Source organism: Buchnera aphidicola (Aphis fabae), from assembly GCF_009069125.1.
In the GTDB taxonomy this organism is placed as follows: domain Bacteria; phylum Pseudomonadota; class Gammaproteobacteria; order Enterobacterales; family Enterobacteriaceae; genus Buchnera; species Buchnera aphidicola_BB.
Window position 1 is genome coordinate 536,191 of record NZ_CP042427.1, and the last position, 22,825, is coordinate 559,015.

Genomic DNA, 22,825 nt, shown 5'->3' on the forward strand with positions numbered 1-22,825 from the left:
AGTTAAAAACATTTAATTCTATAAAATTAAATTTTTTATAAATTATTAAAAATATTTTTAAATAAAAGGTATATAAGAATGCCTGTAATAAGATTTTGTGATGGGAGTAAAGAAATTTACGAGCATTCTATTTCATTAATAGAAATTTTAAAGCATAAATATCCTAATATAATTCAATCTCTCATTGCTATTTCTGTAAATGGTAATTTTTCAAATTTAAATACTGTAATTACACAAGATTCTTCAATCAAATTTATTAGTAAAAAAGATCTTGATGCATTAAATATTATTAGATATTCATGTATACAACTCTTAAATTATTCCGTTAAAAAAATATGGCCATTATGTCAAATTGTAGAAAGTAAAATTACAAGTAATGGTTTCTATTGCGATATAGATATAAAAAACAGAATTTTAGAAAAAGATCTTGTTTTAATAGAAAAAGAAATGAAAACTCTTTTAAATAAAAAATATAATATTTTAAATAAAAAAGTTTCTTTTAATTATGCTTTAAAAAAATTTGAAAAACAATCAGATACATATAAAATTGACTTAATCAAAAGTAATTTTATTGAAAATGATATAATTTCTTTATATTATCATGAAAATTATATAGATTTTGATATTGGTATGCAGGTTTTTAATATAAAATTTTGTAAATATTTCAAATTGGAGAAAATTGGAGGTGTTTATTGGAAAGGTAACAAAAAAAATAAAATGTTGCAACGTATTTATGGAACTGCTTGGTTGAATCAAGAAGAATTAGATAAATATTTAAGTTATATTGCTGAAGTAAAAAAAAGAGATCATAGAAAAATTAATCAATATTTAAAATTATATCATATGCAAGATGAGTCTCCTGGTATGATTTTTTGGCACAATAATGGATGGATTATTTTTAATGAACTAGAAAATTTTGTTCGAGAGAAATTAAAAGAATATGAATATAAAGAAGTAAAAACGCCTTTATTAATAGATAAATCAATATGGGGAACAAGCGGTCATTGGGACAATTATAAAGATGCTATTTTTACTACTTCATCAGAAAATAGAGAATATTGTATTAAACCTATGAATTGTCCTGGACATGTTCAAATTTTTAATATTGGATTAAAATCTTATCGAGATTTACCTATTCGTATGGCGGAATTTGGAAGTTGTCATAGAAATGAATCTTCAGGATCTTTACATGGTCTTATGAGAGTACGTAATTTTACTCAAGATGATGCTCATATATTTTGCACTCAAGAACAAATACATTCTGAAATAAATAATTGTATTAAAATGATATATGATTTATATAGTATATTTAATTTTAAAAAAATCCTAGTAAAATTTTCTACACGACCAAAAAAACGTATTGGTAATGATCTAATTTGGGATAAAGCAGAAACAGATTTGTCTAATGCATTAATAAGAAACAACTTAGAATTTGAACATCAGTTGGGAGAAGGTGCTTTTTATGGCCCTAAAATTGAATTTATTTTACAAGATTCATTAAATAGAAGTTGGCAATGTGGAACAATTCAACTAGATTTTTATTTACCACGTCGTTTAAATTCATTTTATATTAATGAATATAATGAAAAAAAAACTCCTATAATAATTCATCGAGCTATATTAGGTTCAATTGAGCGTTTTATTGGAATATTAATAGAAGAGTGTTCTGGTAAATTACCAACATGGCTATCTCCAATACAGGTTATAGTAATTGCTATTAAAAATGTTGATGCTATTTATGTAAATAAAATAGTTAAAAAATTTAATGTTTTAAAGATTCGTGTTGAATCGGATTTAAGAAATGAAAAAATAGGTCTAAAAATTCGTGAACATACTTTACGTCAAATTCCCTATATATTGATTTGTGGTGAAAAAGAAGTAAAAACTAATACAGTTTCTATTAGAAGTAGAAATGGAAGTAATTTTGGGATTATGGATGTTGATTTGTTTATTAAAAAACTACAAAAAGAAATATTTACTCGTAGTTTTTTTCAAATGGAGGAATAAGGTATTAAAGTCGGAAAAAGAACTCAATTGACCAGGCCAAATCGTATTAATAACGAAATTCGTGCAATTAAAGTTCGTCTTACAGGTGTTGAAGGCGATCAAATTGGTATAGTTAATTTACGTGAAGCTTTAGAAAAATCTGAAGAATTAGGATTAGATTTAGTGGAAATCAGTCCTAATGCAGAGCCTCCAGTTTGTCGTATTATGGATTATGGGAAATTTCTTTATGAAAAAAGTAAGTCTTCTAAAGAACAGAAAAAAAAACAAAAAGTTGTTCAAGTGAAAGAAATTAAATTTCGTCCTGGAACTGACGAAGGAGATTATCAGGTTAAACTACGAAATTTAATTCGTTTTTTAGAAGATGGTGATAAAGTTAAAATTACCTTACGATTCAGAGGTCGTGAAATGGCACATCAAAAAATAGGTGTAAATGTATTGAACAGAGTAAAAAATGATTTAATTGAATTAGCAACTGTTGAATCATTTCCGTCTAAAATTGAAGGCCGTCAAATGATAATGGTTTTAGCGCCAAAGAAAAAATAGTAATTTTTGACTAAACGTGTTCAAAAATAAATATATAATTATTTTTTTATAATTTAAAAGAAACATTATATGCCAAAAATTAAAACTTTAAAGAGTGCAGTAAAACGTTTTAAAAAAACTGCATCTGGTCAATTTAAACGTAAACAAGCAAATTTACGTCATATTTTGACAAAAAAAACTACAAGTAAAAAACGTCATCTTCGTCCTAAGATTTTAGTATCGAAAGGAGATATAAATAAAGTTAAATTATTTTTACCTTATTTATAAATTTATTTTTACTTAAATTGTATGAACAGGAGAGCATATCAATGGCTCGTGTAAAACGTGGTGTGACTGCTCATGCTCGTCATAAAAAAGTTTTAAAACAAGCAAAAGGTTATTATGGAGCTCGTTCTCGTATTTATAGAGTAGCATGTCAAGCAGTAGTAAAAGCTGGTCAATATGCTTATCGTGACAGGCGTCAAAGAAAAAGGCAATTTCGTCAGTTGTGGATTACAAGAATAAATGCTGCAGTTCGTCAGAGTAAAATTTCTTATAGCAAGTTTATATATGGATTAAAAAAGGCTTCTATTAACATTGATCGTAAAATATTATCTGATATTGCAATATTTGATTCGAATGCATTTAATATTTTAGTTGAAAAAGCAAAAGAAGCTTTACTTATAATATAAGTAATTTTTTTTAAAATAAAGAAGGGGAAATCCATCTCCCCTCTATCTAAATCATAGTTAGATTTTTGATCTCTAAATAATTTCTATCAGATTATCTAATTAATATATTTATATTTTATATGTTAAAAAATTCAATAAAACAAGCTTCCTTTATGGAAGCTTTTTAACATCTAAACAATATAAACTTACATAAAATATAAAAAAGAGTCAACAATGTTAATGTTAGAAAAATTATGGTATATAATTAAAAATGAAATTAACAATTCTAATAATATAGAAATGTTGGATAAAATAAAAATTAAATATTTAGGAAAAAATGGAATTTTTAATAATTATATGAAAAACATAAAAAGTTTTTCTTTTGAAGAAAAAAAAAAATATAGTATTATTATTAATACAATTAAAAAAAAAACAATATCTAAAATTAATATAAAAAAAAGTGAATTAAATAAATTTATTCTCAAAAAACGAATTCAGAAAGAAAAAATTGATGTATCTTTACCAGGTCGATACATTCAAAATGGTTCTATTCATCCTGTCAATCATAGTATTAATTTTATACAAAATTTTTTTGCTAAATTAGGTTTTCAATCAGTTAATGGTTTAGAAATAGAAGATGAATATCATAATTTTGACGCATTAAATATACCTAAAAATCATCCTGCACGAGATAATCATGATACCTTTTGGCTAGATGAAATCCGATTATTAAGAACTCAAACTTCTACTATGCAAATTCGTATGATGAAATCAGAAAAACCTCCAATGAGATTTATTTTCCCCGGTAAAGTTTATCGAAATGATTACGATTCCACACACACACCTATGTTTCATCAAGTAGAAGGTTTAATAGTTGAAAAAAATATTAATTTTTCTCATTTAAAATGGATTATATATAATTTTATATATAGTTTTTTTAACAAAAAAGTTTCTCTTAGATTTCGTCCTTCTTATTTTCCTTTTACTACTCCTTCATCTGAAGTTGATATTATGGATGATTCTAAAAAATGGTTAGAAATTTTAGGATGTGGAATGGTTCATCCATTGGTTTTAAAAAATGTTAATATTGATTCTAATGTTTATTCCGCTTGTGCATTTGGATTAGGAGTAGAACGTATTACTATGTTACGTTATGGAATTTCTGATCTTCGATCTTTTTTTGAAAATGATTTAAGGTTTATAAAACAATTTAAATATATTTAGTGAGATAAAATGAAATTTAGTGAGAAATGGTTACGTGAATGGGTCAATCCTAAAATAGATAGTATTATTTTAAGTGAACAAATTATTAATTCTGGTATAGAAATTGAATCTATTGAAAAAATTGTTCCTTTATTTACAGGTGTAGTAGTTGGTAAAATAATTTCTTGTATTACGCATCCTACATTAAATAATTTAAAAATAGTTAAAGTTGATATAGGAAGCAATAAGTTATTAAATATTTTATGTAAAGCTTTAAACTGTCGTAATAAAATCAAAGTTGCAGTAGCTATTATTGGGAGTATACTACCTAATAATATAAAAATTAATTTAAAAAAATTTCATGACCAAAAGTCTGAAGGAATGTTATGTTCTTTTTTTGAATTAGGTCTGTTTAATTCAAATAATAATGAAATTATTGAATTTCCTGAAACAACTCCTATAGGAATTAACGTTAATGATTACTTTTTATTGGAAGATAATCTTATAAAAGTAAATGTTACTCCTAATCGAGCAGATGGATTAAGTATTTTAGGAATAGCTCGCAATATAGCAGTTATAAATAATATAAATATAGTTCCATTAAAGGATAAAAATAATCTTGTTACTATTCAAAAAAAATTTCCAATTTATGTTAATTTAGAAAAAAAAGATATTAATGTTTTTGGAAGAGTAATTAAAAATATTAATATTAACAGTCAGACTCCATTTTGGATGAAAAAGAAACTATTCATGTGTGAAATGTTGTCAGAAAATGTAATAACAAATATTATTAATTATATTTTAATTGAAATTGGTCAACCTTTAAATGTATTAAATTCAGATATAATAGATACTTTTATTCATATTAAAAAAACTAATGAAAAAAATGTTTTACACTTAAAAAAAGATTGTAAAATAATTTTACATAAAAATATATTAGTTGTGTCTGATAAATCAAAGATATTGTTTATTCCTGGTAATATAAATTCTTATTGTTTAGAAATAGATCATAATACTAAAAATATATTTTTGATTTCATACTCAGTAGATCAAGAATCTCTTTTTAATATTAATAAAATAATTGGTCCTAATAAGATTCTTAATCATTATAATTATGGTATTGATTTTTCTCTTCAGAAATATGCAATAGAATATGCGACAGAGTTAATTCTTCAAATATGTGGTGGAAGTGCAGGTGAAATTACCTCTTATATAGATAATTCTTATTTAAGATATACAAATCAAATTAAATTATATTATAAAAATATTAATAAAATAGCTGGTTTTTTTATTGATTCTAAAATTTTTTTAAATATTTTATTACGTCTTGAGTATCAGATAGAAGAGAAAAGAGACTATTGGAACGTTATTCCTCCTACTTGTAGATTTGATGTATTAATAGAAGAAGACGTAATAGCTGATATACTGCGTATATATGGTTATAATAAAATTCCATTGATTCCATTAAAAGAAAATTTTAATTTTTATAATAAAAAAAATGATTTGAACAAAGATTATACATTAAATCAATTAGCAATCTTACTTGTGCATAGAGGTTATTATGAAGTAATTACTTATCCATTTGTTGATCCAATTTTACAAAACAATATTTTCTTAAAAAATGAAAAAGAATTATTTATTTCCAATCCCATTTCTAAAGATCTTTCTTGTATGCGTATATCATTATGGCCAGGTCTTATTAAAACTCTTTCTTATAATATAAATCGTAAACAAGATAGTATTCGTTTTTTTGAAAGAGGCCTATGTTTTTCAATAGATGATCAAAAAAATCTTGGAGTGAATCAACAAATGTATTTAGGAGGTATAATTAGTGGTTTTAATAGTAAAGAAAATTGGTGTTCTAAAAGAAGAAAATTTGATTTTTATGATTTAAAAGGTGATTTAGAATCTATATTAGAATTAGTATGTGGTTCAAATAGTTATGAAATAAAAAATAAACAGGTATTAGGTTTGCATCCAAATCAAAGTGCTCAAATTTTTTTCAATAATAATTTTATTGGTAATTTTGGAAAAATAGATCCAACTTTAGAAGAACAGTTAGATTTAGATCATAATATATTTTTATTTGAATTGTTAATTGATAAAATTTTTGATTTAAAAGTTTTTCAAGATTTTAAAGTAAAAGAGTATTCTAAATTCCCTAGTAGTCGTCGTGATATTTCAATATTAATATCTGAAAATGTTTCATATGCTGATATTATTAAAGTATGTAAAAATTGTTTTTTAGATAAAAAAGTAGATATTAATTTATTTGATATTTATTCATGTGAACAATTTTCTAATAAAAAAAGTTTAGGTATTAGCTTTACTTTTCAAGATAACAGAAAAACTTTAAAAGAAAATGAAATTAATTTAATGCTTGATTATTGCATCAAAACATTAATAGACAAATTTCAAATTATTTTAAGGAAATAAGTTTATGGTACTAACAAAAGCTGAAATTTCAGAAAATTTATTTGAAAAATTAAAATTAACTAAACGTGATTCAAAAGCATTTGTAGAGTTTTTTTTTGAAGAAGTAAAAAAATCTTTAGAACAAGGAGAAAATGTTAAATTATCTGGATTTGGAAATTTTCAATTAAAACACAAAAAAGAACGTCCAGGTAGAAATCCAAAAACAGGAGAAAAAGTAGTTATTTCAAAAAGACGAGTTGTTACTTTTAAAGCTGGTCAAAAATTAAAAAATCGTGTTGAACATTGTGTTATAAAAACTAAATATTAATATTTAGTTGAATTTTTTTAAAGAAATAAAATATGAATCTTATCAATTTTTCTTTTGAGATACCAAATTCATTGATAGCTTTTTATCCTTCTTGGATACGTAGTCAATGTCGTCTAATGATAATTAATGGTTGTACAGGTCAAATAAATCATAGATTTTTTTTTAATATTATAAATGAAATTAATTCTGGTGATTTAGTCATTTTTAATAATACCGAAGTTATTCCTGCTCGTTTATCTGGTTTTAAAGAAAGCGGGGGAAAAGTTGAAGTTTTACTTGAAAAAGTATTAAATAATAATAATATACTTGCATATCTTAAATCATCAAATCGAGTTAAAATTAATTCTAATCTTTTTTTTGGAAAGTATAATGAAGTTCAAGGTTCTATAATTAATTATAGAAATCCATTCTATGAAATTAAATTTCATAATAGTAAAGTTTCAGCTATTCATATTTTTAACAAAATTGGACATATACCTTTACCTCCTTATATTAAAAGAAAAAATATAAAATTAGATGAACATTTATATCAAACTATATATAAAAAAAATATAGGTTCAATTGCGGCACCAACTGCAGGTTTACATTTCGATATACCTTTATTACAATCTTTACTTAAAAAAGGAGTAGACATCGATTTTATAACGTTACATATAGGTAGTGGCACATTTCAACCTATTAGAACTATAGAAATAGAAAAACATATTATGCATTCTGAATGGGTGAGTGTTTCTTCAGATTTAATTAATAAAATTAAAATATGTAAAAAAAATGGAGGACGTGTCATAGCTGTTGGTACTACTACATTACGTGCTTTAGAAAGTGCATACAATTCAACTTCATGGAATAATACAGAAAATTATTCCAAAAATACTAACATTTTTATATACCCTGGTTATAAACATAGAGTTGTTGATGCATTAATTACTAATTTTCATTTTCCTGAGTCAACATTAATTATGTTAGTATCTTCTTTTTTAGGTTATAAAAATACTATTAATGCTTATCATGAAGCAATTAAAAAAAAATATCGATTTTTTAGTTATGGAGATGCAATGTATATTACATATAATAAATTAGCTCCTTATGAAAAAATAAAAAATAAAAAATTTTAATTTAAAAAAAATCTGTTTGTCTATGAGAAAAAAATGAAATTTCAAGTGATTAGTCAAGATAAAAAAGCAAGATGTGGAATGTTTTATTTTAATGAAAAACGTATAGAAACTCCTATTTTTATGCCTGTAGGTACATATGGAACAGTAAAAAGTCTTAGTACTGAAGAAATCAAAAATACTGGAAGTAAAATAATTTTAGCTAATGCATTGCATTTATATTTAAGACCAGGACAAGATATAATTAAATTACATAATAATTTACATAATTTTATGAATTGGCATGGACCTATTCTTACGGATTCTGGCGGTTTTCAAATTTTTAGTCTGTCAAAATTTTGTAAAACTAATGAAGAAGGAGTGATTTTTAAAAATCATATTAATGGTAAAAACTTTTTTCTAACACCTGAACTTTCAATGGAAATTCAATTAAATTTAGGTTCAAATATTATTATGGTTTTTGATGAGTGTATTTCATATACTACAGATTGGGAAAAGACAAAAAATGCTATGGAAAAATCATTAAATTGGTCTAAAAAATGTCGTGTTTATTTTGATTTAAATAAAAAAAATAATAATCTTTTATTTGGTATTATTCATGGAGGAATATATCCAACTTTACGAGATTTATCTTTAAACGAATTAATTAAAATGAATTTTGATGGATATGCTTTAGGTGGTTTAGCAGTGGGCGAATCTAAACCGGAAATGCATAAGATATTAGATCATGTAATTCCACAAATACCAAAAAATAAACCAAGATATTTAATGGGAGTAGGAAAGCCGGAAGATTTAATAGAAAGTATATATCGTGGTATCGATATGTTTGATTGTGTTCTTCCTACAAGAAATGCAAGAAATGGACATTTATTTGTAACTAATGGTATAATAAAAATTAGAAATAAAAAATATAAAAAAGATGTATCTCCATTAGATAAAACATGTCTTTGTTATACTTGTAAACATTATAGTCGATCATATTTACATCATTTAGATGCTTGTAATGAAATTTTAGGAGCTCGTTTGAATACTATACATAATTTACATTATTATCAAACATTAATGTCTAATATAAGAAATGCAATTAAAGAAAAAAGATTTGATGATTTTATACTAAAATTTTATAATCAAAAAAAATAAATTTATATTGATTAATATACACTAAGGAATTTTATAAAATGAGTATTTTAATTGAAAACGCAAATGCTGCAGTGAACCAACCAATAGAAGGTAGTTCTTATTCTTTAGTTATTATGCTTGTAATTTTTTTATTAATTTTTTATTTTATGCTTTTTCGTCCTCAACAAAAAAAAGAAAAAGAACGAAAAAATCTTATGAAATTAATTACTTTAGGTGATGAAGTAATGACAACTAGCGGTTTTTTAGGTCGTGTAAAAGACATCACAGACAATGGATATATTTTATTAGAGCTAAATGATGCAAATGAAGTTTTTATAAAAAAAGATTTTATAGTTTCATTACTTCCTAAAAATACTTTAGAATCTTTGAAAAAAGTAAATAATTCAAAACCTTAATTAAAATTATGTAAATAAATTTTTTAATATAAAAAAGAAAAATTTGCTATATTAAAAAAAATTTTTTCTACTTTTTTTAATAAAATTAATCTATTATTTTTAATTTCAGGATTACAATGATTGATTTGTACTTGATTAAAAAAGTTATTTATAGGATTTTCAAAATTTTTTAATCTTAATAAGATTGTTTTATAATTTTTTTCTATAAATAATTTTTTTGTATCATGATTAAAATTTTTTATTTCTTTAAATAACATCTTTTCTTCTTCCATATGCATTAGATTTATATTAATTGGATTATTGATTATATGTTGTTTATGAATTTTTAATATATTAGATATTCTTTTGATTATTAAAAAAATTGATTTTGACTGTTCTGTTGTTTTAAAATCTGATATTATTCTGATTTTTTGATCTATATCTAAAAGGTCTATTGGTTTACAAGATAATACTGATTGAATTACTTTAATATTATATCCCTTTTTTTCATAAAAAGATGATAATCTTAGTTGTAAAAAATCCATAATTTTATTAGATATTAATGTATAATTTAATTCTTTTTTGTTATAAAATTTTAGATTATTACAAATTAAAAATTTTAAATCTAAAGACAATTTTTTATTAATAATAATTCTTATTATTCCTAATGCCGCTCTTCTTAGAGCAAATGGATCTTTATTTGATAATGGTATTTGATTAATTGAAAACATACCACATAAAGTATCTATTTTATCAGCAACTGACAATATAGATCCCATAATACTAGATGGAAGTTTATCTCCAGAAAAAGATGGTAAATATTGTTCTTTAATAGCGATGGCAATTTCATATTTTTCATTATTTTTAATTGCATAATACATACCAATTATTCCTTGTAATTCTGGAAATTCAAATACCATATCTGTAATTAGATCACATTTTGATAACATTGCTGATTTTATTAAATCAATTTTATTACTACTGTTAGACATTAAATCTACAAGTGATTGTAATCGCATAGTTTTGTCATATAACGTTCCTAAATTTTTATGAAATAAAACTTTTTTTAATAATGGAAGATAATCTAATAATTTTATTTTATTATCTTTATTTAAAAAAAATATTACATCAGATAGTCTAGCTTTCATGACTTTTTCATTTCCTAATATAATCTGATTATTATTTTTTAAATTGATATTAGCTATAAAAATAAAATATGGTAAAAGTCTTTTTTTATTGTATATTGGAAAACATTTTTGTTGTTTTTCTATAATATAGATAAGAATTTCATTCGGTATATATTCAATGTATTTTTCTTCAAAAGTAGCTAAAAGACCTTTAGGTGATTCTACTATTGAATTGATTTCTTCTAGAAGAACATCGTTTATTTGTGTATATCCATTTATTGTTTTAGCAATTTCTTTTATTTCTGTTTTAATTTTTTCTTTACGAATTGCATAATCAGCTATTATATAATTTTCTTTAAGTAAAATAGATGGATATTCTTGAGCATGATTAAGATATATTTTTTTTTCTTTGGAAGAAATATGATTATGAATTTTATTGTTAGCAAAAATATTAAAAATTGTACTATTAATTATCTTGTTATCTAACATCATTAAAACATTTCGAATAGGTCGAAAAAATTTAGTATTATTTACTTCCCATCGCATTAACTTTTTAATATTTATATTTTTTAATGATATTTCTATTATTTTAGGAAGTAATATTTCAATATTTTCTTGTTTTTGTTTTATATAGTGTACTAGCCAACTGCCTTTTTTATTTTTTAATTGACTTGCTTTATTTATTTCAATACCAATATGTTGAGCCCATGAATATGCAGATTTTGTTGGAGTTCCATTTTCATTAAAAGAACATTTCAAGGAAGGTCCTTTTTTTAAAATTTTTTTTATTTTTTCAGAACTATCAATATCTATAATTTTTAATGCTAATCTTCTAGGAGTGGCAAAATAATCAATTTTTTTATATTTAATATTATGTAATTTTAATTCATTAGTAAAGTTTTCATAAAATGAAATAATTAAATGATATAATATTTTAGCAGGTAATTCTTCTGTTCCTATTTCAACTAAAAATGTTTTTTTCATTTTTTTTCTCTTTTTATTTGCATAATGGAAATTTTAATTTTTTTCGTGAATTTAAATATTCTTTTGCAATTTTTTTACTTAAGCTTCTAATTTTTAAAATATAATTTTGACGTTCGCTAGAAGATATTGCTTTTCTTGCATCTAATAAGTTAAAAACATGATTAGCTTGTAATGTTTTTTCATATGCTACTAATAGTAATGGCTTTGTTAAACTTATTAAATTATTTGCTTCAAACATATATTTTTCAAAATATTTAAATAATAAATCAATATTCGAATATTCAAAATTATATTTCGATTGTTCTATTTCGTTTTCTTTAAAAATATCACCGTAAGTAATTGTTTGAAATTTATTTGAACTCCAAATCAAATCATATACATTTGATTTATTTTGCATATGCATTGCTATTCTTTCTAAACCATATGTAATTTCTATAGTTACAGGATTACATTCGATTCCACCCACTTGTTGAAAATAAGTAAATTGAGTAATTTCCATTCCATTAAGCCATACTTCCCATCCAATACCCCATGCACCTAAGGTAGGATTTTCCCAATTATCTTCTATAAAACGTATATCATTGTTTTTTTCGTCTATTTTAAGCAAATTTAATGATTCTAAATACATATTTTGAATATTGTTTACTGGAGGTTTGATAATCACTTGAAATTGATAATAATTTTGTAAACGATTTGGATTTTTTGCATATCTTCCATCAGTTGGTCGTCTGCAACATTGTACATAAGCAGCTTTAATAGGTTCAGGACCAATTGTTCCTAAAAATGTTATATTATGAAATGTACCCGCTCCCATTGGTAAATCTAATGGTTGGAAAATAGTACATTCTTTTTCTATCCAATATTTTTTTAAAATTTGAATTAAATTGTAAAAAGTATTGCAATGATTTTTCATTTTATACCTTCAGGAGGAATAGTATTTATTTGTGTATATTATATATAATGATATTTATAATCTATATATTTTGTAGATAAAAATTATATAAAATATAATTTTTAATGTTAAGGAGAAGTTTCAATATGATTAAAATTAGTAAAGAAGCTAAATTAGCACGTAATGCTTTATTAACTATGGGATTAGAAAATCCTACTTTAAAAGCATACAATGGTATAGAAGAAAAAGAAAGAGAATTATTAATTGCTAAATATATGTATAAAATTATGTGTATTTTAAATTTAGATGTAAAAAATGATAGTTTAAAAGATACTCCCATTCGTATATCAAAAATGTATAATAATGAAATTTTTTCAGGTTTAGATTATAAAAATTTTCCAAAGATTACATTTATAGAAAATATAATAAAATCAAATGATATGATTGTTGTTCGTGATATTATATTAATGAGTACTTGTGAACATCATTTTATTACTATTCATGGAAAAGCTACTATTGCATATGTGCCTAAAAATAAAATTATTGGATTATCTAAAATAAATAGAATTGCACAATTTTATTCAAAACGACCTCAAATTCAAGAACGTCTTACTAAACAAATATCATTAGTATTACAAGTTTTGCTAGACACTCAAGATGTTGCGATTGTTCTTTATATGGATCATTTTTGTGTTAAAGCACGTGGTATTTGTGATGTAAATAGTATAACGATCACTTCATCTTTACAAGGTTTATTTAAGAGTCAAAAGAGTACTCGTGATGAATTTTTTTTTAAAAATAATGTATAAGAACAAATATATTCAATTTATTTGATTGATTAAAATATTATTTCTCAGTATTATATGATTTTTAATTTATAAATATTTTGATATTTAAATTAATTTTTAATAAAATACAATTAATTTCAAATATTTTAAAATTTAATGGAAAAGTTAAATGAGATATATTGGTGCTCATGTTAGTGCTGCAGGAGGTTTAGAAAAAGCAGTTTTTCGAGCTTTTCAATTAAAAGCTACAGCTTTTTCATTTTTTACTAAAAATCAATTGCAATGGTCTGCATTGCCTTTAAGTTTAATAGAAATAGATAATTTTAAAAAAGCTTGTATTAAATATAATTTCTTTTTTGAAAAAATTTTACCTCATAGTAGTTATTTAATTAATTTAGGTCATCCTAATAATGACTTATTAAAAAAGTCTCGTATAGCATTTATTAACGAAATAAAGCGTTGTGATGATTTAGGATTATGTTTTTTAAATTTTCATCCAGGTAGTCATTTAAATCAAATTTCAGAAATAGATTGTTTGTCAAGAATTTCTGAATCAATTAATATAGCTTTAGATAATACTAAAAATATAGTAGCTGTGATAGAAAATACTGCAGGTCAAGGTACTAATGTCGGATATTCTTTTGAGCATTTATATAAAATTATAAATAAAGTAGATGATAAATCTAGAGTCGGAGTTTGTCTTGATACTTGTCATTTATTTGCAGCAGGATACGATTTACGAACAAAAGAAAATTGTCAAAATATATTTAATAAATTTTTTAATTTAATAGAATTGAAATACTTAAAAGGTTTTCATTTAAATGATTCAAAAAAAGAATTTAATAGTCGTGTTGATCGACATGAAAATTTAGGTTTAGGTCAAATTGGAACATTAGTTTTTGAATGGATTATTAAAAATAAATATTTTAATAATATTCCAATGATATTGGAAACTAGTAATCCCAAGATGTGGTTAAAAGAAATTTCTTGGTTAAAATCATTAAAATAATAAAATTATTTTTTTAATATATTTATTTCATTATAAGAGAAAACACATTATGTTGATTATCAATGCAGAAATCAGAGAAAAAAAAGGAACAAGTTTTAGTAGAAAATTACGTATTGAAAATAAGTTTCCTGCTATTTTATATGGTTTAAACAAAACCCCTATATCTCTTACTTTAGATCATAATTCTGTTTTTAATTTACAAAAAAAAATAGATTTTTATAAAAAAACATTATTATTATTAATTAAAGGAAAAGAATATAAAGTTAGAGTACAATCTGTACAACGACATGCATTTAAATTAAAATTATTACATATAGATTTTTTATATACTTAAAAAGATTTAAAAATATATTTTAAAAATAATTAAAATTATAATATAGTCGATAAAACTTTTCTAAAAATTAACATTGTGGGATGAAATTGTATTAATATTAGTCCAATAAATCCGAATAGCAAAAATATTATTGAAAGTAATCCAATATGTTTTTGTGCAATATTCATGTTATCTCTGTTTTTTATATGTTTTATTTTCCACCATTTTGATATTAACCATATTCCTATCCAAATTAAAATAGCAATAACTAATAAAAACCATTTAAAATAATTATTATTGGAATCTGTAGGTATATTAATAGTTATACCTGCAATAATTCCTGGAAAAAAATATATTGGAGGCCATAATATACATCCTATTAAACTAGGTAAAATAAATTTTTTTAATGGTAATTTTAACATTCCAGCTACCATAGGTATTAATGGTCTAGTTGGGCCTATAAAACGTCCAATTAGTATTGTTAACATACTATGTTTATTTAAAAAGATTTTAGTTTTTTCCAAAATCTTATGATGTTTTTTTAGAAAAGAAAGATTATGTAACCAATGTTTAAAGTATAGTCCAATGTAATATGAGAGCCAATCTCCTAGTAAACATCCAACAATTCCTGCAAGCCAAGAAGGATAAAAAAGTAATTTTCCGTTACCTATAAACGTCCCTAATGTTGTCATGAATACTATTCCTGGAAGTAATAATCCAATTAATGCAAGAGATTCTAAAAAAGCAACCATACCTACTATGAACAGTGAATATATTAAAGAATGTGTTATTAAAGATGTGAACCAATATTCCATAAATATCCATTATAATTAGTTGTAATTGTGATAAATTTTGATGTAATATTTTAAATTAAATATTTTTTATACTTTATATTTTTTTTAATAAAATCTCAAGAAAATATTTTAAAAAGTATTATTAAATTAAATAAACTTGATAAATTTAAAATTTTTTAATCCAGATAAAAGATTATATATTAGAATATGATGATAATATAAAAATTATGATAACAAAAAAATTTACCAATCTAAGAAGAATAAAAATGAGATTATATTTTGTTTTAATTTTATCTGTATTTTTCAGTTTGTTTTCGAGTTGTTTTGCTAAAAATATTGAAATTGATAGAATTGCTGCTGTTGTAAATAATCAAGCTATATTAAATAGTGATATAAATCAAATTCTTTTTTATTTAAAACAAGACAAAAATATTATTACAGTGCCTTTAAAAATTAATTTTTTAAGAGATAAAATATTAGAAAAATTAATTTTAGATACTTTAATTTTAGAAGAAGCAAATAAGTTTAATATTGAAGTTTCCGATGCTCAAATAGATATTGTACTTAGAAATATTGCTTTAAAAAAGCATATTACTTTAAATGAATTAAAAAATGATATTATATTAAATAATACTAATGATTTTTTTAATTATGAAGATTATATAAAAAATATTAAAAATTCTTTAAGAATTAAAATATTACAAGATCATATATTAAATAATAATGTTCATATATCTGAAAAAGAAATATATCATTTATTAAATAAAGAAATAAAAAAACAAAATGAATTAAAAAAAATTGATTTAAAATGTATTATCTTACCTTTTTCAACTAGAGAGAGTGATAAAACAATTAAAAATAAAAAAATATTAATTGATAATATTGCTAAAATAATTAATGTTAATTCTAATTTTGATTATTTTTATAAAAATTTTAAAGAAAATAGAAACCTTTTTATAGTAGAAAATATATCATTAAAACATTTAAAAAATGTAAGAAAATTATTTTCTAGTCGATTAAATATTTTTAAAAAAAATCAAATATTAGGTCCTATTTTAGAAAAAAAAGGTTTTTATATTATAAAAGTTAATGATATTAAAAATAATAGTATAAAAAAAATAATAACTGAATTTCATATTCAGCATTGTTTAATACGTCCTTCAATTATTTTAAATGATAAACAAGCAAAAAAAGATATTTTTGAAATATATAATAGTATAAAAACAAAAAATTATAGTTTTGAAGATGCTGTTAAAAATTTTTCTCATGATGTTTATTCATCTCATAAACAAGGTGATTTAGGTTGGATTTCAAATAAATCATTTGATGGTGTTTTTAAAAATATTTTAAAAAATTTACATTGTGATGAAATTAGTAAACCAATTAGATCTAAATTTGGATGGCATATAATTAAATTGTTAGAAAAACGTCAAATAGATGAGAAATGGAAGATAGAAAAAGAAAAAATTTATCAAATTTTATTAGAACGTGAAATAAAAAAAGAAAAAAATAATTGGATTGAAAAGCTTAAAAAATCATCGTATATAAATAAATATTCAGTAGATATTTTCAAATAATATAAATAATATATTTTTAGAAATTAAACTTTTATAATACTATCAGTTAATAAAAATTTAAATGAAAAAACATATTCCTCTTAAAAAATTTAGTCAAAATTTTCTTATAGATTCTCATATAATCACAAAAATAGTTGAGTTGATTAATCCAAAATCAAATGAAGCATTAGTTGAAATTGGGCCTGGTTTAGCAGCATTAACAAAACCTATTTGCAAGTTAATAGATGAGTTAATTATTATCGAAATTGATAAATGTTTATTAGAAAGATTAAAAAAACACTCATTTTATTCAAAATTAATAGTATTTCATAAAGATGCTTTGAAAGTTGATTATTTAGAATTGTTTAATAAAAAAAATAAATTAATTCGAATTTTTGGTAATTTGCCATATAATGTTTCTACATCTTTAATATTGTATTTATTTAAAAAAATTAAGATCATTAAAGATATGAATTTTATGTTACAAAAAGAAGTTGCTCAACGTTTAATTGCTTCTCCAGGAAGTAAATTATATGGTCGTTTAAGTATTATTGCTCAATATTATTGTAATATAAAAATATTACTACATGTTTCTCCAAAATGTTTTAGACCAGTCCCTAAAGTAGATTCAATATTTGTTAGTTTAATACCTTATACTGATTATTTTCCTTATTTTACTCATAATATAAAAGTGCTTAGTTATATTACAAATTTAGCTTTTCAAAAGAGAAGAAAAATATTACGTCATAGTTTAGGAAAAATATTTTCTGAAAAAGTTTTGATAACATTAAATATTAATCCAAGATTAAGACCTGAAAATATTTCTATATTACAATATTGTCAGTTATCTAATTATATGATAGAAAATAATATTTATCAGAAGTATATTTTTGTTTAAATATATATTTTTACACGTGAAGTGAAAACAATGAGCAATTATTTTATTAGTGATATTCATGGTTGTTATAGAGAATTAAGACTAATTTTAAAAAAATCAAATTTTAACATTAAAACAGATTATTTATGGATTGCAGGTGATTTAGTTTCTAGAGGTCTAAATTCATTAAAAGTAATAAGATATCTATATTCTATAAAGGATAGTATAAAGATAGTACTTGGAAATCATGATTTAAATTTAATTGCAGTTTATTCTGGTATACAAGAAAATAAAAAAGAAAATTATTTTGATGATTTTTTATCTGCTAAAGATAGTCATCAATTAATTAATTGGCTACGTTCTCAATCAATTGTACAAATTAATGAAAAACAAAAAATTATTATGGTTCATGCAGGAATTAGTCCACAATGGAATCTTGAAATAATTAAAAAATGTGCTTTAGAAATTAAAGAGTCTTTATTAAGTAATGATTACCCTTTATTTTTAAAGTCTGTTTTTAACAATAAAATAAATTATTGGGATTCTAATTTTAAAAAAATTGATCGATTGCGATATAGTATTAATGTTTTTACACGTATGAGATATTGTTATCCTAATGGAAATTTGAATCTTATATGTAAGAAATCTCCCAGTGTTATTAAGTATCCATTATTACCATGGTTTCTTATATCAAATAAATTTATAGAAAAATATTCTATTATTTTTGGGCATTGGTCTACATTAAAAAATACAAATGTGCCTTGTCAATTTTTTCCTTTAGATAAAGGTTGTTGTTGGGGTGGTGAATTATACATGTTACGATGGGAAGATAAAAAATGTTTTTATCAATCTTATCAAAAATAAAATCTAATAAAATATTAAAATTGATCTATAAGCGTTATCTTTCTAATATTTCAAAATAAAAATCATAAGAATGTTTGCTATCTTTAAAAATTTTTCTTTCAAAGATTTTTTTCCAATTTTTATATAATGTATATTTTGGAAAATAAGAATCTCCAATAATATTACAATTTACATGAGTTAAATATAACTTATTAGCATAAAATAGCATTTGTTTATATATTTCAGATCCTCCAATTACCATTATTTCTTGATTTTCTTTGTATTTTGAATATATAGTAGACACTATAGCATTATTAATTGAATCTGCCCATATAATATTTTTTTTGACAATTTTTTTTCGACTAATTACTATATTAGTTCGCATAGGTAAAGAATTGATAATAGATTCATAAGTTAAACGTCCCATAATAATATTCTTATGTATTGTATTTTTTTTAAACCATTTTAAATCTTCTGGGAGATGCCAAGGGATTTTATTTTTATTTCCAATAACAAAATTATTAGAAAGCGCTGCAATTAAACTAATTTTCATATTTTATAATTTTTTTTTAAGAGTTATAAATATGTTTTACAACATATTTATAAAAAAGAGTTTAGTTGTTAAAAATAAATTTAATGATTTAAATTTATTTGTTTATGTATGTCTTGTAATGATGTAATATTTTTTGTTGGATCTTCATTTAATGCCATAACAGTAGCAAATGCACCATTAATGGTGGTATCATAGTGTACTTTATATTGTAAAGCACTTCGACAAATTAGTTTTGCATCTTTTACACCTTGATGACAAGATGTTGTATTTACAATATATGCATATTCTCCATTTTTTAAACGATCTTGGATATGAGGTCTACCTTCATATACTTTGTTAACTAGTCTAGAAATAATTCCAGCTTTTTTTAAAGCTATAGATGTACCTTTCGTCGCGTCAATTAAAAAGCCAAATTTTTGTAATTTTACAGCTAAATTTATAATTCTTTTTTTATCATCATCTCTTACTGAAAGTAACACACGACCTGATTTTTTCATATTGGTATGAGCGCCGAGCATTGCTTTAGAAAATGCTTCCGAAAAATTTTTTCCAATACCCATTACTTCTCCTGTAGAGCGCATTTCTGGTCCTAATATAGGATCTACACCTTGAAATTTATCAAAAGGTAGAACTGCTTCTTTTACTGAAAAGAATGATGGAATAATTTCTTTTGTAAATCCTTGTTCTTCCAATGTTTTACCATACATAACACGTACGGAGATTTTTGCTAATGCTAATCCTGTTGCTTTTGATACAAATGGAACTGTTCGTGCGGCTCTTGGGTTTACTTCAATAATGTATATTTCATTTTTTTTGATTGCAAATTGAACATTCATTAATCCTCTTACAGATAATTCAAATGCTAGTTTTTTTACTTGCTTTCTAATTTTATCTTGAATTTTTTTTGTTAAGGTATATGCTGGTAAAGAACAGGCAGAATCTCCAGAATGCACTCCAGCTTGTTCAATATGTTCCATTATACCTCCAATTAAAACTGTTTTTCCATCACAGATAGCATCTACATCTACTTCTATTGCATAATTTAAATATTGATCTAATAGAACTGGAGTAGTTTTTTTGTTTTTTAACATTATTTTAAAATAGTTGTCTAATTCAGATGGTTCATAAACAATTTCCATTGCTCTACCACCTAGAACATAAGATGGTCTAACCATAATAGGATAACCAATTTGTAGTGCTTTTTGATGAGCTTCTTTTAAAGTTAAAACAGTAGCATTTAACGGTTGTTTTAAATTTAATTTTGTTACAATTTTTTGAAAGCGATTGCGATCTTCTGCTTTATCAATAGCATCTGGTTGTGTACCAATAATTGGTATTCCTTCTTTTTCAAATGCTCGTGCTAATTTTAATGGTGTTTGTCCACCGTATTGAATAATGACACCATTAGGTTTTTCAATTTTAACTATTTCTAAAACATTTTCTAATGTAATTGGTTCAAAGTAAAGTCGATCAGATATATCATAATCTGTAGATACTGTTTCCGGGTTACAATTAATCATAATTGCTTCAAAACCATCTTCTCTTAATGCTTGTGCAGCGTGTACACAACAATAATCAAATTCTATTCCTTGTCCGATTCTATTAGGTCCACCTCCTATTATAATAATTTTTTTATTATTCTTAGTTGGATTAGCTTCACATTCATCTTCCCAAGTGGAATACATATATGCTGTTTCAGTAGAAAATTCTGCTGAACATGTATCAATTCTTTTATAAACAGGATGTAAATTTAATTCATATCGAAGATTACGTATATCATGTTCTTTTTTATTAGTTAACATTGCTATACGTAAATCTGAAAAACCTTTTCTTTTAATAAAATATAAAAATTTATAATTTAATCCAATAAATCCATTTTTTTTAATTTTTTCTTCTAAAAGAATTATTTCTTGAATTTGTACAAGAAACCAAGGATCAATTGATGTTAATTCAAATACATCTTTTATGGACATTCCTAATCTAAATGCATCACCGATATACCAAATTCTATCTGCACCAGCTTCTTTTAACTCATGTCTAACTTTTATTAAACATTGTGGATCTAATTGAGATATTTTAGAATTAAAACCACATACTCCAATTTCTAATCCTCGAATTGCTTTTTGTATTGATTCTTGAAATGTTCTTCCTATTGCCATGACTTCTCCGACAGATTTCATTTGAGTTGTCAATCTATCGTTGCATCCTAAAAATTTTTCAAAATTAAATCTTGGAATTTTAGTAACTATATAATCTATTGATGGTTCAAAGGATGCTGTTGTATTAATTCCTGTAATATCATTAGCAAGTTCATCTAATGTATACCCTACTGCTAATTTTGCAGCTATTTTTGCAATGGGAAACCCTGTAGCTTTAGATGCCAGTGCAGAAGAACGAGAAACTCGAGGATTCATTTCAATAACTATCATACGACCGTTTTTTGGATTAATAGCAAATTGTACGTTAGACCCTCCAGTTTCCACTCCAATTTCTTGCAATATTGCCATAGATGCATTTCTCATAATCTGATATTCTTTATCAGTTAAAGTTTGTGCTGGAGCTACAGTAATTGAATCTCCTGTATGAATTCCCATGGGGTCTAAATTTTCAATTGAACAAACAATAATACAATTATTATTTTTATCTCGTACAACTTCCATTTCATATTCTTTCCAACCAATTAAAGATTCATCAATTAATAATTCAGTAGTAGGAGATAATTTTAATCCTCGTTCACAAATTTCTTCGAATTCTTCTTGATTATAAGCTATTCCTCCACCATTTCCACCCATAGTAAAAGAAGGTCTAATAATACATGGAAAACCTACATTTTTTAATACTAATAATGCTTCTTTAATGTTGTGTGCAATACCGCATTTTGCAGTTTTTAAATTAAGTTTTTTCATTGAAAGTTCAAATAATTTTCTATCTTCTGCTTTCTTAATTGCATTGATAGTTGCACCTATAATTTTAACATTAAATTTTTTTAGTATTCCTCTTTTATTTAGTTCCAATGCGCAATTAAGTGCTGTTTGACCACCCATTGTTGGAAGTAATGCATCCGGACGTTCTTTAATAATAATTTTTTCTACTATTTTCCAATGAATAGGTTCAATATATGTAGCATCTGCCATATATGGATCAGTCATAATAGTAGCAGGATTAGAATTAACAAGAATGATTTTATAACCTTCTTCATGCAGCGCTTTACATGCTTGTGCACCCGAATAATCAAATTCACATGCTTGTCCGATTACGATAGGACCTGCACCAAGAATTAAAATGGATTTTATATCAGTAGATTTAGGCATTTTTTT

At 23.5% G+C, this 22,825-nt stretch carries 21 protein-coding genes; 16 read left to right on the top strand and 5 right to left on the bottom strand.

The features are described from left to right. The first annotated feature begins 78 nt into the window (after positions 1–78). From thrS to yajC, 10 genes are all read left to right on the top strand, one after another. The gene (gene thrS, locus FQV33_RS02675; RefSeq protein WP_158348358.1) at positions 79–2,007 is read left to right on the top strand and encodes a threonine--tRNA ligase; all 1,929 of its coding nucleotides are present in this window, start codon (positions 79–81) and stop codon (positions 2,005–2,007) included. A gap of 3 nt (positions 2,008–2,010) precedes the next feature. Continuing rightward, the gene (gene infC, locus FQV33_RS02680; protein ID WP_158348360.1) at positions 2,011–2,550 is read left to right on the top strand and encodes a translation initiation factor IF-3; all 540 of its coding nucleotides are present in this window, start codon (positions 2,011–2,013) and stop codon (positions 2,548–2,550) included. A gap of 69 nt (positions 2,551–2,619) precedes the next feature. Continuing rightward, complete coding sequence (gene rpmI, locus FQV33_RS02685) at positions 2,620–2,817, top strand: 50S ribosomal protein L35 (protein ID WP_158348362.1); 198 nt, start codon at positions 2,620–2,622, stop codon at positions 2,815–2,817. 41 nt (positions 2,818–2,858) lie between these two features. Further along, on the top strand, positions 2,859–3,221 hold the full coding sequence (gene rplT / locus FQV33_RS02690; RefSeq protein ID WP_158348364.1) for a 50S ribosomal protein L20: 363 nt from the start codon (positions 2,859–2,861) through the stop codon (positions 3,219–3,221). A 213-nt stretch (positions 3,222–3,434) separates the two neighbouring features. Further along, complete coding sequence (pheS, locus tag FQV33_RS02695) at positions 3,435–4,424, top strand: phenylalanine--tRNA ligase subunit alpha (RefSeq protein ID WP_158348366.1); 990 nt, start codon at positions 3,435–3,437, stop codon at positions 4,422–4,424. Between the two features lie 9 nt (positions 4,425–4,433). Beyond that, positions 4,434–6,839 (top strand): phenylalanine--tRNA ligase subunit beta, encoded by a 2,406-nt coding sequence (pheT, locus tag FQV33_RS02700; protein WP_158348368.1) that lies wholly within the window; start codon positions 4,434–4,436, stop codon positions 6,837–6,839. Between the two features lie 4 nt (positions 6,840–6,843). Beyond that, complete coding sequence (locus FQV33_RS02705) at positions 6,844–7,146, top strand: integration host factor subunit alpha (RefSeq protein ID WP_158348370.1); 303 nt, start codon at positions 6,844–6,846, stop codon at positions 7,144–7,146. Between the two features lie 32 nt (positions 7,147–7,178). Further along, entirely contained in the window at positions 7,179–8,261 is a 1,083-nt protein-coding gene (gene queA / locus FQV33_RS02710; RefSeq protein ID WP_158348372.1) for a tRNA preQ1(34) S-adenosylmethionine ribosyltransferase-isomerase QueA, read from the top strand. Between the two features lie 33 nt (positions 8,262–8,294). After that, a complete protein-coding gene (tgt, locus tag FQV33_RS02715) occupies positions 8,295–9,398 on the top strand; it encodes a tRNA guanosine(34) transglycosylase Tgt (protein ID WP_158348375.1) in 1,104 nt (367 codons plus the stop codon). 38 nt (positions 9,399–9,436) lie between these two features. Further along, positions 9,437–9,793: a preprotein translocase subunit YajC gene (yajC, locus tag FQV33_RS02720; RefSeq protein WP_158348378.1), complete on the top strand. Its 357-nt coding sequence runs from the start codon at positions 9,437–9,439 to the stop codon at positions 9,791–9,793. Positions 9,794–9,816: 23 nt separating this feature from the next. Here yajC and glyS read toward each other — a convergent pair whose 3' ends face one another. Then, on the bottom strand, positions 9,817–11,883 hold the full coding sequence (glyS, locus tag FQV33_RS02725; RefSeq protein ID WP_158348380.1) for a glycine--tRNA ligase subunit beta: 2,067 nt from the start codon (positions 11,881–11,883) through the stop codon (positions 9,817–9,819). A gap of 13 nt (positions 11,884–11,896) precedes the next feature. Further along, positions 11,897–12,796, bottom strand: coding sequence for a glycine--tRNA ligase subunit alpha (gene glyQ / locus FQV33_RS02730; protein ID WP_158348382.1), 900 nt, complete (start codon positions 12,794–12,796; stop codon positions 11,897–11,899). Positions 12,797–12,921: 125 nt separating this feature from the next. Here glyQ and folE point away from each other — a divergent pair, with 125 nt between their 5' ends. From folE to rplY, 3 genes are all read left to right on the top strand, one after another. Beyond that, on the top strand, positions 12,922–13,584 hold the full coding sequence (gene folE, locus FQV33_RS02735; protein ID WP_158348384.1) for a GTP cyclohydrolase I FolE: 663 nt from the start codon (positions 12,922–12,924) through the stop codon (positions 13,582–13,584). Between the two features lie 148 nt (positions 13,585–13,732). Then, entirely contained in the window at positions 13,733–14,572 is an 840-nt protein-coding gene (nfo, locus tag FQV33_RS02740; protein WP_158348386.1) for a deoxyribonuclease IV, read from the top strand. 49 nt (positions 14,573–14,621) lie between these two features. After that, entirely contained in the window at positions 14,622–14,906 is a 285-nt protein-coding gene (rplY, locus tag FQV33_RS02745; RefSeq protein ID WP_158348388.1) for a 50S ribosomal protein L25, read from the top strand. A gap of 35 nt (positions 14,907–14,941) precedes the next feature. Here rplY and FQV33_RS02750 read toward each other — a convergent pair whose 3' ends face one another. Further along, complete coding sequence (locus FQV33_RS02750) at positions 14,942–15,700, bottom strand: DedA family protein (protein ID WP_158348390.1); 759 nt, start codon at positions 15,698–15,700, stop codon at positions 14,942–14,944. A 245-nt stretch (positions 15,701–15,945) separates the two neighbouring features. Here FQV33_RS02750 and FQV33_RS02755 point away from each other — a divergent pair, with 245 nt between their 5' ends. The 3 genes from FQV33_RS02755 to FQV33_RS02765 all read left to right on the top strand — a co-directional run bounded on the left by FQV33_RS02755 (position 15,946) and on the right by FQV33_RS02765 (position 18,976). Then, on the top strand, positions 15,946–17,256 hold the full coding sequence (locus FQV33_RS02755; RefSeq protein ID WP_193201182.1) for a peptidylprolyl isomerase: 1,311 nt from the start codon (positions 15,946–15,948) through the stop codon (positions 17,254–17,256). A gap of 61 nt (positions 17,257–17,317) precedes the next feature. After that, positions 17,318–18,133, top strand: a complete 816-nt coding sequence (gene rsmA, locus FQV33_RS02760; RefSeq protein ID WP_158348394.1) for a 16S rRNA (adenine(1518)-N(6)/adenine(1519)-N(6))-dimethyltransferase RsmA — start codon at positions 17,318–17,320, stop codon at positions 18,131–18,133. A 30-nt stretch (positions 18,134–18,163) separates the two neighbouring features. After that, positions 18,164–18,976 (top strand): symmetrical bis(5'-nucleosyl)-tetraphosphatase, encoded by an 813-nt coding sequence (locus tag FQV33_RS02765; protein ID WP_158348396.1) that lies wholly within the window; start codon positions 18,164–18,166, stop codon positions 18,974–18,976. A 34-nt stretch (positions 18,977–19,010) separates the two neighbouring features. Here the strand turns inward: FQV33_RS02765 and folA are convergent, their stop codons facing one another. Together folA and carB are read right to left on the bottom strand one after the other, a co-directional pair. Then, entirely contained in the window at positions 19,011–19,508 is a 498-nt protein-coding gene (gene folA, locus FQV33_RS02770) for a type 3 dihydrofolate reductase (RefSeq protein WP_158348398.1), read from the bottom strand. Positions 19,509–19,588: 80 nt separating this feature from the next. Then, a complete protein-coding gene (gene carB / locus FQV33_RS02775) occupies positions 19,589–22,819 on the bottom strand; it encodes a carbamoyl-phosphate synthase large subunit (protein ID WP_158348400.1) in 3,231 nt (1,076 codons plus the stop codon). Between the last annotated feature and the right edge of the window lie 6 nt (positions 22,820–22,825).